The following is a 12,987-nucleotide window of genomic DNA, read 5'->3' on the forward strand; positions in this document are numbered from 1 at the left end:
CCCTGGCGCCGGGTGTCAGGGCAGGATCAGTTTCGAGACCGCCGCCAGCATCTGCGCCGGCTGGAACGGTTTGACCACCCAGGCCTTGGCGCCCGCGGCCTGGCCTTCGGCCTTCTTCGAGGCCTGGGACTCGGTGGTCAGCATGATGATCGGCGTGAACTTGTAGCTGGCCAGCTTCTTGACCTCCTTGACGAAGGTGATGCCGTCCATGTTGGGCATGTTCACGTCGCTGATGATCAGGTGCACCTTCTGCCCGGTCAGCTTGTTCAGGGCGTCCTTGCCGTCGCTGGCCTCGATCACGTCGTAACCGGCGCTTTTCAGCGCGATGCCGACCACCTGCCGTACGCTGCTGGAGTCGTCGACCACTAATACATTCTTCGCCATGCTGGGCTCCTAGAAGAAAGTGATGTCTTGGGAATTGGGTTGCACCGCCGCCTCGCCATGGTGGAGGCGCCGTTGCTCCTCGGTGGCGTAGGTGGTTTCCATGCGCGCCAGCCATTGCCGGGCGTCGATGGCCAGCGGCTGGTCGGGGGCCTGGTTGGCCTGCACGAGATGCCCGTGCAGGGCGTGCATGTTGTCGCGCACGTGGCTGAGTATCTGGCTGACCCGGTCCTGGAACTGCAGGTTGACCAGCACCTCGGTCATCTCGTCGCGGATACCGTGGCTTTCCTGCTTGAGCAGGTCGGCGGAATCGGCCAAACGCCCGGTGATGCTCTGGAAGCGGGCGAGCACCACCTGGATGGTGTGTTCGGACTCGCTCACCGAATGGCTGTCCTGGTCGGCGCTGTTGGAGGCGGCCTGCACCAGTTGGGTGATGGCGTTGTTGATGATGTCGACCTTGGCCGACATCTGCTGGCCGGTTTCGCTGGACTTGCTCGACAAGCTGCGCACCGCATCGGCCACCACCGCGAAGCCGCGACCGGCCTCGCCGGCACGCGCCGCTTCGATGGCCGCGTTGAGGGCCAGCAGGTTGGTCTGTGCGGCAATCGCCGCCACATCGGCGGCCATGGTCCGCAGTTCGCCGGTATAGGCGGTCAGGCTGCGTACCTGGGCCAGGGTCTGGTCGCGGCTGGTCTGGGTGGCCTTGAGCGAGTCGATCACCTGGCTCAATTCGCCGTCGCTGCGCGCCAGCGCTTCGAGGGCGCCGTCAGCGGCCTGCCCGTCCAGTTCGCCGGCCGCGTGCTGCGACGCCTGTACGGTTTCCTGCAAGCGGGTGGCGATCCCGGTGAAGCGATCCGCCAGGCTGACGATGGCTTCTTCGGTCTGGTGGCGCGAGCTTTCCACCTGCTTGGCCCAGATGGGCATGGCGCCGAGCAGGACTTCGTCGAGCTGTGCCCGGACGGCCATGCCGTCGTCCGCATGCGCACTCGACTGCTCCGCTTGCGCCTGTGCGAGCGCTCGTTGCAGTGCGTTGCGCTGCGAGGCCGCGCTCCAGGCACAGGCACCCAGGCCGATCGCTGCCAGTGCCGCGCAGGCCAGCAGGTTGGCCGTCGAGGTCGATTGCACGAGTATCCAGATGACGGCCGGAACGACAGGAACGAACGCAAACCAACTAAGACGCGGAACACCGGGAGAGGCAATGCGGCTGGACTGACGCTGGGTCATGAGTTCGATCCTTGAACGGTGTAGCGGGTGGAGATGACAAAAGGGTTATCAGCCTTGTTTGTAACAACTTTAGACAATCTAGGTGCCTTCCGTCCGATTCATGACCGGCGGATGCCTGTGTGCTCGGAGTGTCCACAGCCGTCCGGATTTCGCCCGAGCGAAACCATCGGCACCGGTTTTTGGGAGGCTAAAGATGTCAGCGTCTTGGCGGCTGTTGCTGCAATTGCTGGCGGGGTGCGCGGGACAAGAGGCGGTTTGTGGCGATGGCGAGTTGCTTTGGCGACAGGGAATAGTCGCCTGGATTTTTAAGCGAACGACGAAGAAGTCGTTCCCTCTGGTTGGTAACCCGTCACATGATTCTCAATGGCCTGATCTCACATGGCTCGTGGTCGCCGCCCATGTCCTCCGGCAGGAACGCGGTCAGGTCGTAAGGCAGCAGCACCGTATCCAGCACAGCCGAAAAAGGCGTATCGATCAGAAAGGGCCAGCCACCCGACAGGCTGGGTTCGGTCGCCCAGACCCAGGACAACCGCGTGCCGTGATACACGCAGCGGTCCCCGCTCAAATGCCCCAAGGTGCTGAAACAACCGCTCAACGACAGCGACAGGGCCAACAGCAGGACTCTTGCGCGCATGGATTTCCTTATGAATGAAGCCGTCGTCCGTGGTCGTCCGATTGCGGCGTGCCGGTAGCATACCTGCTGGTCAGCACGAAGGCCGCCAGCGCTTTCGAACGGCCCGCCACCACCGGTCAGCCCACACCGAACTCTATGGAATTTATCCCGCCACGCCTACCTCCCACTTAGAAACCATAAAACCGTGTAGGCCCCGTATGACTTCCCTGCGAAATCTCGCCCCACGCCTGACTGCCACCACGCCGCCGGAAGCCTGTACCCCCGTTTCGGTTTACCACGCTCTGTTACGCCATCCGCAAGACACCGACCTGACGCCGGTACGCGGTTTTCTGCAAGCCCAACTGGCGCAAGCCAAACAACTCGGCGACGAAGTCGAAGGCCTACCCGAAAACCTCGACGACCTGCCGACCTGGATCGAAGACAACGGCGACGCTGTCGCCTGCGCCTACCGCGAGTACCTCAAGGGCCGGCATGCCGGCGAGGGCCGCCAATACTTCGGCAGCAAGGCCCATGCCCTGTACTTCCTCCAACACGTGGCCCCGACCAAACTGGTCGACGGCGCCTGGCTGTACAACTCGCTCTCCCACGCCGGCGACTGGCGCTACCACAACCTGATCCGCACCTACCTGGAAGAGTTGGGCGACGGCGATCCCGGCCTGAACCATGTCGTGCTCTACCGCAAGTTGCTGGCCGACCACGACTGCGCGCCGACCGAACTGCTCGAAGAGGCGCTGTACGTGCAAGGCGCCATCCAGCTGGCGCTCGGCCACCTGGGCGACGAATACCTGCCCGAACTGCTCGGCTACAACCTGGGCTACGAACAATTGCCGCTGCACTTGCTCATCTCTTCGTTCGAGCTGAACGAGCTGGGCATCGACCCCTATTACTTCACCCTCCACGTCACCATCGACAACGCCAGTACCGGCCATGCCCGCAAGGCGGTGGACACTGTGCTGGACCTGTTGCCCACGGACGATACCCGTGAGGACTTCATCGCCAGAATGCGCGCCGGTTATTTGCTCAACGAACTGGGCAAAGGCACCAAAGCCGTGATTTCCGGCTTCGACCTGGAGCAGGAAGTGGTCGCCATGCTGGAGCGCAAGCGTACCTTCGGCCAGCACCTGCACTCCGACTACTGCCGTCTCGACGGGCGCACGGTCAACGAGTGGCTGTCGGAGCCTGGGCGCTGCCGCGAATTCCTCACGGTGCTGGAGAACAAGGGCTGGATCAAACACAACCAGGACCCGGCCGACAGCCGTTTCTGGCAGTTGATGGACGGGCCGGGCGCGCCGATGTTCGGGGTGTTCAACGGCTATGAAATGCAGCTGTTGCGCGACTGGATCGCCGGGGATTGGCTCGACGAGCACGCGGCCAGACGGCAGAACCCCTTCCGTGCGCAGTTCCGCCGTCGCCTGTCGGCTGATGCGGCGTCCACGGCTGCGTCGTCCCGCACTACGGTGGCGACGGACGCGCTGATCGACCTGTTGTCGCCCGCGCACCATGCGACGCCCGAGGGGCTGAGTGCCACTCGCGTGTACGCCCGTAAACTTGCGGAAGGATCGTTGGCGGTATGAGCCCACTCGATACCCAGGCAGCTATGGATGAGGCTGCTGCGCCTGAAGAGCGGGCCCATGATCTGGCCTTGCTACAGATGGGCCGCCAGTTGCTGGCGGACAACTACCGGTTCATGACCGTCACGCCGCTGACCCACCAGCGCAACAACGAAAGAGCGCAGAACCGTGAGGCGCGTGACGTGCGGGATGTCTTCGGCTGGAACCGCCCGTTCGAAGCGCATGTGCTGCCTGGCGTGGAAGCTGAGGCATTATGGGAAAGCGAGGTCATCCGCGCTCAGGACGGGCATTGGATCAGTACCGTGCGCTACTCAAGCCTGGGCGAGCTGCTCTTCGTCCACTCGGGCTTCCCCACCACTGCGCGCGATGCCGTCTTCTTCGGCCCCGACACCTACCGCTTCGCCCAGGCCATCGAAGCGCACTTAGGCGCTTCGACGCATCCCATACGCACTGCGGCGGACATCGGTTGCGGCAGCGGCGCGGGCGCCATCGTGATCGCCCACGCCAGACCCGAAGCCCAGGTACAGGCGCTGGACATCAACCCGACCGCGCTGCGCTTCACGGCCGTCAACGCGGCCTTGGCGCAGACCGAAAACGTTTCGCCTCGCTACAGCGACCTGTTGAACGGGGCTTCGGGCCAGTTCGACCTGATCGTCGCCAACCCGCCATACATGCAGGACACGCAAAAGCGGGCCTACCGCCATGGCGGCGATCGCCTGGGGTCGGAACTGGCCGTGCGTATCGTCGAGCAAGCGCTGGACCGGTTGACGCCGGGTGGCACCCTTCTTCTTTACACGGGCACCCCTTGGGTGGACGGCACCGACCTGTTCCTGGAAAGCGCCCAGCCTCTGGTCGACAAGCCAGGGTTTACCTGGTCGTATCGCGAGGTCGATCCGGATGTGTTTGGAGAGGAGCTGGAGTCGGACAATTACGCCTGCGCGGAGCGCATCGCTGCGGTCGTGCTTACCGTGACCAAGACTCCGTAAGCGAGCTTGCAACGCTTACTTTTCGACACCCAGGGTGCTGGAACTTCAATCAAGGTCAGCACCCTGGTAGGCAAGACAGGGGCAACTCGCGCAAAGCCTGCTACTGACAGCCTGCTTCCTCCTTAAGCGGTGCAAGCAGACCCAGCCCATCTCCAACAGGAATGCGCCAAGCCTGTGTTGCGTCAAGTCGGTTTACTGCGCAGCCTCCACGCTCTTGAACACCGCCTCCACCTTACTCTCCAGCTGATTGACAGCCCCCAGATACTCGATCAACTCCGCCGCCCGGCTCCCGCGCAGTCCGGCCGTAGTCATTTCGCCATCGACCACGTACTTGTACACGCCACTCACGGCAAACGCTTTCAGCGACCGTATATGCCGAGCCTGATCCGCCAAGGTGTTCTTGAACGCCTCACTGTCGAAGAATCGCCGCCGCGCCACCGGGTTGCCAAACGCCACTTCCATCACCACCAGCTCCATCCGTTCCGGCGTTGCCGTGTGCGCCACATTCGGCGCGGGTGGATGGTTGCCGTCGTTCTCGAAGGGTGCGCACAGGTGCAATTGCACTTTCAGCACTGAAGCATCTGCCGCCAGCACCGGCGCCAGTTGGTCGCGCACGTACGCCTGCAAATCCTCCAACCCCTGCCGTGGGCTCAGATGCACATGGATCCGGTCGGCATGGTCGAGCCCGTTAAGCCGCTCGTCCGCCAACAGGTTCTTCACCATCAGCGAGCCTTGCGGGAGGTCGTAGGCCAGCGTCTCTTCGAACATGTTTTGCTCGTCCGAAAACAGCAACGGGCTGGCTTCCTTGAAGCGTGCCTGCTGGTCGGCGGACTTGAAGCCGATCTCCACGCCGCCATCGAGTTCGTAGTCCGCAATCTCACGCACACCGTCAGCCAGCGGCCATAAATGCGCATCCTGGTTGCGCGAGAAATGGTGCTGGATGTACAGACCCAACCCCGGCAACCGCGAGCACAGCGGCCCGTGCACGTCGCGCCAGTAGTGGGCGAAGACGTCGTGCGGCACGCGCTCGCGTTTCTTCACGGTGGTATAGCTGTTGATGGTGATCGTCATCTCGAACCCCTGCAAAACTCACTGGATGTTCCATTTGAGAACCGCGCAGGCGAAGGGGCGTTCAGTCCGATGGACTGGTGACGTGGCATTGGAGTATCTAGGCGAGGCACATCGAACGCCTCGCCCGCCATGAGGTGTTAAAGCGCGTCCGTCATCCGACAAAGCTCTGCCCTTTCCATAGGTCCAGTCTCTGTCCAGCCCTCCTGATACAACCGCCGCAACGCCACCACACACCCGCCGGCCTCGTAGAAGATCGCCTCGTAGTCCTGGCCGGCCTTGGGCACGAAGCGATACGACTGTCGGCAATTGCGCGACCGGCCTGCCGAGCCATACCCCTCGCTCAGAAAATTCAGGATGAAGGGTTTGCCCGCCGGCACCTTGAGTTCGGCACTCGCCAGGCTCGGCTCATTCAGGCGCCAACTGCCCACGGGCATACCCAGGCTGCGGCCATTGTTGCGGTCGGCGAATCCGGACTTGGCCACCGCCATCACTCCGGCGCCGGGCACACGCCAGTCGATACAGTCGCTAGCGGGTATGCCGCGCACCATGCCGTTGGTGACTACGCGCAGGCGTGCGGTCTCACCGGCGCTGGGCTCTACGTAATCGGTGGAAAACGCGCGGATATTGGAGAGGTTGCCGCAGCCACTCACGGCCACGGCCAAACCGAGGATCGGTAGTGTTTTCATGAGCGCTCCTCGTCAGTGCAGTCAGCAGCGGTGAGGGCTCTCGCCCTTGAGCTCTTCACCGGTGTCGGCGTTACGGATGATCACCGTGGCGTCCGGTGCGATGCTGCACATGGCATTGCGCGCGGTGTAGATGTGCCGGCCCTCGGCAACGATCTTGCCGAGTTTCGGGATCGGCTTGCCCGAGGCGTCCTGGGCAGTGACGGTGTATACGCCGGACAGGGTCACGCAGCCGCCAAGGGCGAGGAACAGTGTTGCGAACAGTGCATATTTCATGGAGTGATCTTCCTTGTGTGTGGGCAACTCATCGCAATCGGATCAGTATCTTCATCGTTTCAATGGGCTGAAGCGCAAGCCTTCAGCTCACGACCCTTAGCCAACGCACACAGGTCGAGACCATCGGCGCGTGTATAGCCTGCGCGCTTCATGCATTGGAAGGCGGTTGGAAGGACTTGGCAACGCACGCGCTCACCAATGGCAACAGTAGAACGCCTAACGCAAGGGGTTTGAACCACATTCGGAGTGTCCTTACCATGCTCGCCTGTAGATCAGGGTCGGTGACTATGTCGCGGCTTTGCAAGTATGCAAGTGCTTGCAATGGCACTGCCGGCCGGCGGGAACCAGGGGACGTATTGAGGGCCGGTTGCATTCGAATTCCGATACTTGAGGGCATATCTCGCTGCCGCATCGGCGGCGTCGAAAGTTGCTGCTGACGGTAGGCATCGCTGATCGAAATAGGTGGCGTCTCATTTGACGCGCGCAGGGCTTGGGCGCCGCGAAGCGCCGGCTGCCGTCACACATTGCTCAAGGAAGAGAGCGGAAGCATTGGTCGAAGCTTGCGCTGTAGCAGCTTCTTAACAGCCGCCACAAGCCCCGGCGCAGTCACCCTGCGCCGGGGCTTCTCGCTCAACGGTTGCGCGTCACGCGCCACACAGTGTTGGCCAAGTCGTCGGCAATGATCAGTGCCCCTTTCGGATCCACCGTCACGCCCACCGGCCGACCACGGGTCTTGCCGTCTTCGCTGCGGAACCCTGTGGCGAAGTCCACCGGCTCGCCCGACGGCCGCCCATCGGCGAACGGCACGAAGATCACCTTGTAGCCCACCGGGTTGTCGCGGTTCCAGCTGCCGTGCTCACCCACGAAGGCACCGTTGGCGAACTGCGTGCCCATCTCGGGAATGGAGAAGTCCACACCCAATGCCGCGACGTGCGAGCCCAGGCTGTAGTCCGGCTTGGTGGCGATATCGACCATTTCCTGCTTGAACGGCTGCACGCGCTTGTCGGCGTTCTGGCCCCAGTAGGCGTACGGCCAGCCGTAGAATTTGCCTTCCTGGATCGAGGTCAGGTAGTCGGGCACCAGGTCCGGGCCCAGTTCGTCGCGTTCGTTGGCCACCGCCCACAGCTGGCCGGTCTCGGGCTGGATGCTCAGCGCCGTGGGGTTGCGCACGCCGGTGGCGTAAGGCTTGTGCATGCCGGTCGCGGCGTCGATCTGCCAGATCATCGCGCGGTCGATTTCCACTTCCATGCCGCGCTCGCCGATGTTGCTGTTCGAGCCGATGCCGACGTACAGGTAGCGACCGTCGGGGCTGATGGTCATGGACTTGGTCCAGTGGTGGTTGATCGCCGAGGGCAGGTCGACCAGCTTGGTCGGTGCGCCGCTGGCCTGGGTCTGGCCGTCCTGGTAGGCGAAGCGCACCACGGCGTCCTGGTTGGCGACGTACAGGTTGCCGTCGAAGAAGGCCAGGCCGTAAGGGGCATTGAGGTTTTCGGCGAAGACGGTCTTGGTCTCGTAGGTACCGTCGCCGTCGGCGTCGCGCAGCAGGGTCAGGCGGTTGCCGCCTTTGACCTGGGTGTTGCCCTTGGCCTTGATGTAGCCGGCGATCACGTCCTTGGGCTTGAGCTTGGCGGCGTTGCCGCCACGGCCTTCGGCCACCAGGATATCGCCGTTGGGCAACACCAGGGTCTGGCGCGGAATCTTCAGGTCGGTGGCGATGGCGGTGATGCTGAAGCCGTCCGGCACGGTGGGTTTCTGCTCGCCCCAGGCCTCGGGTTCGGCAATCTTCATGCTCGGCAGCAGGCCGCGCTGCGGCTCCGGCAGTTTCGGGTCGGGGCCGCGGGCCAGGGTGCTGTCGGCTTCGCCGCCGCAGGCGCTGAGCAGCAGCGCCACGCTGAGGGTGGTCAATGCGCCTAAGGTTTTCATCGGGCGTCTCCCGTGCGCAGGTCGCTGCGCAGATTGCTCAAGCCCAGCCAGGCGGTGATCAGGATCAATACGGCGACGATGGCCGACAGGATCAGGCCCGACGGCATCACGGCGTAGGCGTCCTTGGCGTGCTCGAAAGCGTTGACCAGGCCCAGCACCCAGGTGACCAGCAGCAGGATGAAGTACAGCACCGGGCGGCCGCCCTTGTGCTCGGCACGGACCAGGTTGCCCAGCGCGAACAGCAGCGCCAGGCCTGCGAACAACAGACCGCCGGCGATCAGCCAGGAAGCGAAGTTGGCCCATTGGATCTGGAAGGTGTTGTTGTAGGCGATGTCGCTGAGCAAGGCGCCGAGGAACAGTGGCACGCTGCCGCCCAGGAGGATCGAATGCAGCGGGCCGGGTCGGCACCGGTAGTCGGGGTAGGTGGTCGTGGTCACGGCGGTTCCTTATCGTTCGGCGATCCGAGGGGGACGACGGCCGGTGCGAAGGAACCGGTCCATCTGGCGGGTGCTGACTGCGCATAGAGAAGGATTGCGCTGCGGGGGGGTTAGTTCAGGTTCGACAGCCCACTGAAACGTTTTGACATACAGCCCTTATCAAATGGATTGGTGGCGTTCAGACGGTCGAGGGCGAACTTGGGTTCGATGGTTTGGTGGTGTTCGGACGGTCGAGAGCGAGCTTGGGTTCGATGGTTTGGTGGCGTTCGAACGGTCGAGGGCGAACTTGGGTTCGATGGTTTGGTGGCGTTTGAACGGTCGAGGGCGACCTTTGGCTCGGACGCTGCGTTGGTTTACCCTGCGCCCCCCTGTTCGAGGCTCCCAAGGATGGCCATGACGTCCGTCGACCTTCAATTTCTGCTGCGCGGCTATCTGGCCTTTATCTCCAGCACCATCTTCCTCTGGCTCATGCTCACCGCGGTGGTGGCGCTGATGGTCCCGCGCAGCAACCGCTACATCCTCGCCCGCAGCGGGCGCTTCGCGGCGTTGTTGGCGCTGCTGGTGGTCGCCAGCGTGCCCTATAGCCTGTCACACAGCGAAGAATGGCAAACGTGGCGTGCGCAGAATCCGCGGTTGGAGCGGGAAACGGTACTCGGTGAGCTGGTGCTGCCGGCAGGCACACGGGCGCACCTCGAGCGGATCGAACCCATCCCCTCGCCCCCCGGCCTGCCCATCCCCTGGGGTATGGACAGCTTGGACAAAGCGTCTTTTGCGCCCGACCCCCTCATTATCAAAGGCATGTCCGTGCACAGCCTGAAGCTGTCGGACACCCGTGCGCAGCTTCATACCTCAAGCGGCCAAACGGTGGACGGCTGGCGATGCGAGCCAGGCATCGTCGAGCTCCACGTGCCTACAGGCGCCAGGTTCAAGCCAAGCCAATGGACACTTGACCGTTGCGTGCTGGCCGCAGGTACACGCCTGGGCGGTATCGTTTGGCCAGGGCCGGTGACCTTGATCGCTGGCGCGCAGTGGTGGGTCGCCCGCGACGAAGAGCGATCGGTCGATGTGCTCGGCTTGCGCCTGCATTCGTTGAGCATGCGAGGCACGCGGCCCTACGGGCAGCCGCAGGCCTGGAGCGGCGTGCTCGACCGGCCCGGTGAGTTCGGGCCCATGTGCTACTCGGCCGGGACCCAGCTCATGCACCGCGCTGGCGAGCTGGAGTTCTACCTGCCGAACGACCTGCAGGCTCGCGACACGCGCAGCGGGCAGGTCGTGGCCGGTGGACACACCGTGGTGCAGGCCGCGGACGGGCAGGTGCTCAAGGTCATCGAGGACCTGGAGGACCTGGAGGACGCCAATTCCACGCCCGACCCGCCCGAGAGCCCCTGAGCCATGCGAACGCCCACCCTGCCCGAACCTCGACGCCTGGAGACAAGTCGCCCATGACCCCTTTGAAGAAACTGCGCATCTACCTGAGCCTCGGCGCCCTGGTCGGGCTGGTCCCGGTCACCTGGTCGTTCATGGTCGGCTTGCCGTTCCTGATCATTCTGCTGTTCAGCGCGCCGGGGATAGCCATTCCCATCGTGATCATCTCGGCCTACGGCCTGCGCGGTTGCTGGAAAGCGTTCGCCGAAGCCATGGCCGAAAAACCGGCGCCGCACGCCGACCCTCGTGTGGTCACCGCTGTGGTCGTCGCACTGATCTGGGGCTTGATCCTCAACAGCGGCGTACTGGCCATGATTTTGTCCGATGGCTCGCTGGGCTGGGTGGAAACGGCCATCCTGATCTTCCCCATGCCCGGCATCACGGGGCTGGTCATGCTCAAGGTGGCGCGGCGTCGAGCGCGGCGGCAGGCCGGCGAGGCTTCGACGGCACACGAAGCTCTGCGCGATGCATGAGCGGAAGAAGTTCTGCCGCCTATCGCAAAAACCGGAACGTCGTTCGCTACGGCACAGTCATCCGTCACGCCATCGATCACCTCGTCCCCGGAGCCCGCCATGACCACCGACAGCCGCCCACCCCTGCCCCCCTTTACCTTGGAGACGGCCGTGCAAAAAGTCCGCCTCGCCGAAGACGGCTGGAATTCCCGCGACCCGGAAAAGGTATCCCTGGCCTACACCCCCGACACCCAATGGCGCAACCGCGTCGAGTTCGTCAGCAACCGCGAAGAAGCCAAAGCCTTCCTCACCCGCAAGTGGCGCAAGGAGCTCGACTACCGCCTGATCAAGGAACTCTGGGCCTTCGCCGACAACCGCATCGCCGTGCGCTACGCCTACGAATGGCATGACGACTCGGGCAACTGGTTCCGCTCCTATGGCAACGAGAATTGGGAGTTCGCCGCCAACGGTCTGATGCACCGCCGCTTCGCCTGCATCAACGACCTGCCCATCGGCGAAGCCGAACGCAAGTTCCGCTGGCCGCTGGGGCGTCGTCCGGACGACCACCCGGGGTTGTCGGAACTCGGGCTTTGACTCCGCTTCGGCGTACCGCGTAGCGGCCAAGGCCCTGTCAGCGCCAAGGCGGGTCTTGGCAGCATTGCGCCAATGCCTGCCACAGGCCAGCCTCGGCAACACTGCGCCAATACCCGTTGCAGGCCAGCCCCGGCAGCGCTGCGCCAATATCCGTCATAGGCCAGCCCCGGCAGCACTGCGCCAACACCCGTCATAGACCAGCCCATCAACCCTCTGCGTCGCCTACCGCCGCTCGAGAGCGAAACGCCCAGCGCCCCACCTGCCCGTTAAATCCCCCCGCTGTCCACTCGTCCTCCCAGACAACGCTAATGCCACAGGCGTCATCGCAGCCAGCTGAAGCCAGCCGCTGCCGCGCCGCCCATCGCCTCCACGTTCCGGGAACCCCTCGCGCCATGACCCAGCCCCTCTGCACCGCCTTCTCCCGCGTCGCCCTCGGCGCGTTGCTCTGCGTCCTAGCGCCCTGGTCGCAGGCAGCGCCCGCCAAAGCCGGCGAGGTGTTCACCGACTGCAAGCCCGGCTGCCCGGACATGGTCGTGCTGCCGGCCGGCAGCTTCACCATGGGCACGCCCGACGGCGAACAGGGCCGTGAAGACGACGAAGGCCCGCTGCACCAGGTGACCTTCGCCAAGCCCTTCGCCGTCAGCCGCTTCCAGGTGCTCAACGGCCAATGGCAGGCCTACCTCGCCGACACGGGCTACACGATGCCCAGCGGCGACGACCGCCCCGGCCGCGAGTGCATCGCCGGGGTGCCGCGCTACAGCGAAACCAAGGAATACAAAAGCCACGACGCCGCCCGCTACCCGGCCGTGTGCATGGACTACCGCGAAGCCGAGGCCTACGCCGTCTGGCTGTCGAAGAAGACCGGCCAGCACTACCGCCTGCTCAGCGAAGCCGAACGCGAATACGCCGCACGCGCCGGCAGCACCGGCCCGCAGCCGTTCCCGCGCGACCCGGGCAAGCCCTACAGCATCGCCCAGCACGCCAACACCTACGGCCCCGAAGACGGCTTCAGCTACATCGCCCCGGCCGGCAGCTACGCACCGAATGCCTTCGGTATCTACGACGCCCACGGCAACGTCTACGAATGGACCGCCGACTGCCAGAACGACACCTACGAAGGCGCCCCGAGCGACGGCAGCGCCTGGACGGCGGGCGACTGCGTGGTGCGCATGATCCGCGGCAACGACTGGACCGAAGCGCCGATCTTCTCGCGCTCGGGCAACCGCAACTACCGCCATACCGAGCGGCGTGGGGACTGGTTGGGTTTCCGCGTGGCCCGCGAGCTGTAAGCACGGCCAAGTCGGCGCTCCGACAGCTATAAATGCGCGCT

The 12,987-nt window shown here is 64.1% G+C and carries 14 protein-coding genes; 6 read left to right on the plus strand and 8 right to left on the minus strand.

What is annotated here, in order from left to right:
- Positions 1-15: 15 nt before the first annotated feature.
- The 3 genes from B4M43_RS08125 to B4M43_RS08135 form a co-directional block, all read right to left on the minus strand.
- The gene (locus B4M43_RS08125) at positions 16-384 is read right to left on the minus strand and encodes a response regulator (protein WP_296265905.1); all 369 of its coding nucleotides are present in this window, start codon (positions 382-384) and stop codon (positions 16-18) included.
- A 9-nt stretch (positions 385-393) separates the two neighbouring features.
- Positions 394-1,605 carry a methyl-accepting chemotaxis protein gene (locus B4M43_RS08130; RefSeq protein ID WP_296265907.1) on the minus strand — a complete coding sequence of 404 codons (1,212 nt, stop codon included), beginning with the start codon at positions 1,603-1,605 and terminating at the stop codon, positions 394-396.
- 349 nt (positions 1,606-1,954) lie between these two features.
- A complete protein-coding gene (locus B4M43_RS08135) occupies positions 1,955-2,239 on the minus strand; it encodes a YceK/YidQ family lipoprotein (RefSeq protein ID WP_296265909.1) in 285 nt (94 codons plus the stop codon).
- Between the two features lie 197 nt (positions 2,240-2,436).
- Here B4M43_RS08135 and B4M43_RS08140 point away from each other — a divergent pair, with 197 nt between their 5' ends.
- Entirely contained in the window at positions 2,437-3,813 is a 1,377-nt protein-coding gene (locus B4M43_RS08140; protein ID WP_296265910.1) for an iron-containing redox enzyme family protein, read from the plus strand.
- A 23-nt stretch (positions 3,814-3,836) separates the two neighbouring features.
- A complete protein-coding gene (locus tag B4M43_RS08145) occupies positions 3,837-4,796 on the plus strand; it encodes a methyltransferase (RefSeq protein WP_414707832.1) in 960 nt (319 codons plus the stop codon).
- A gap of 192 nt (positions 4,797-4,988) precedes the next feature.
- On the opposite strand, the gene B4M43_RS08150 is transcribed toward B4M43_RS08145, so the two are convergent.
- The 5 genes from B4M43_RS08150 to B4M43_RS08170 all read right to left on the minus strand — a co-directional run bounded on the left by B4M43_RS08150 (position 4,989) and on the right by B4M43_RS08170 (position 9,186).
- A complete protein-coding gene (locus B4M43_RS08150) occupies positions 4,989-5,867 on the minus strand; it encodes a hypothetical protein (RefSeq protein WP_296265915.1) in 879 nt (292 codons plus the stop codon).
- A 137-nt stretch (positions 5,868-6,004) separates the two neighbouring features.
- Positions 6,005-6,553, minus strand: a complete 549-nt coding sequence (locus tag B4M43_RS08155; protein WP_296265917.1) for a hypothetical protein — start codon at positions 6,551-6,553, stop codon at positions 6,005-6,007.
- A gap of 21 nt (positions 6,554-6,574) precedes the next feature.
- Positions 6,575-6,826, minus strand: a complete 252-nt coding sequence (locus B4M43_RS08160; protein WP_296265919.1) for a hypothetical protein — start codon at positions 6,824-6,826, stop codon at positions 6,575-6,577.
- Between the two features lie 630 nt (positions 6,827-7,456).
- The gene (locus tag B4M43_RS08165) at positions 7,457-8,749 is read right to left on the minus strand and encodes a PQQ-dependent sugar dehydrogenase (RefSeq protein WP_296265921.1); all 1,293 of its coding nucleotides are present in this window, start codon (positions 8,747-8,749) and stop codon (positions 7,457-7,459) included.
- Positions 8,746-9,186: a DUF2231 domain-containing protein gene (locus B4M43_RS08170; RefSeq protein WP_296265923.1), complete on the minus strand. Its 441-nt coding sequence runs from the start codon at positions 9,184-9,186 to the stop codon at positions 8,746-8,748. Before B4M43_RS08170 ends, B4M43_RS08165 begins: the two co-directional genes overlap by 4 nt.
- Positions 9,187-9,579: 393 nt before the next feature.
- On the opposite strand from B4M43_RS08170, the gene B4M43_RS08175 reads away from it, so the two are divergent.
- The 4 genes from B4M43_RS08175 (at position 9,580) to B4M43_RS08190 (ending at position 12,946) form a co-directional block, all read left to right on the plus strand.
- Positions 9,580-10,575, plus strand: coding sequence for a hypothetical protein (locus B4M43_RS08175; RefSeq protein WP_296265925.1), 996 nt, complete (start codon positions 9,580-9,582; stop codon positions 10,573-10,575).
- Positions 10,576-10,628: 53 nt separating this feature from the next.
- Positions 10,629-11,084, plus strand: coding sequence for a hypothetical protein (locus tag B4M43_RS08180; protein ID WP_296265926.1), 456 nt, complete (start codon positions 10,629-10,631; stop codon positions 11,082-11,084).
- A 99-nt stretch (positions 11,085-11,183) separates the two neighbouring features.
- Positions 11,184-11,657 (plus strand): nuclear transport factor 2 family protein, encoded by a 474-nt coding sequence (locus B4M43_RS08185; RefSeq protein ID WP_296265928.1) that lies wholly within the window; start codon positions 11,184-11,186, stop codon positions 11,655-11,657.
- A 392-nt stretch (positions 11,658-12,049) separates the two neighbouring features.
- Positions 12,050-12,946 carry a formylglycine-generating enzyme family protein gene (locus tag B4M43_RS08190; protein WP_296265930.1) on the plus strand — a complete coding sequence of 299 codons (897 nt, stop codon included), beginning with the start codon at positions 12,050-12,052 and terminating at the stop codon, positions 12,944-12,946.
- Positions 12,947-12,987: the final 41 nt, after the last annotated feature.

This window comes from Pseudomonas sp. UBA6562, assembly GCF_002434265.1.
Lineage (GTDB): Bacteria > Pseudomonadota > Gammaproteobacteria > Pseudomonadales > Pseudomonadaceae > Aquipseudomonas.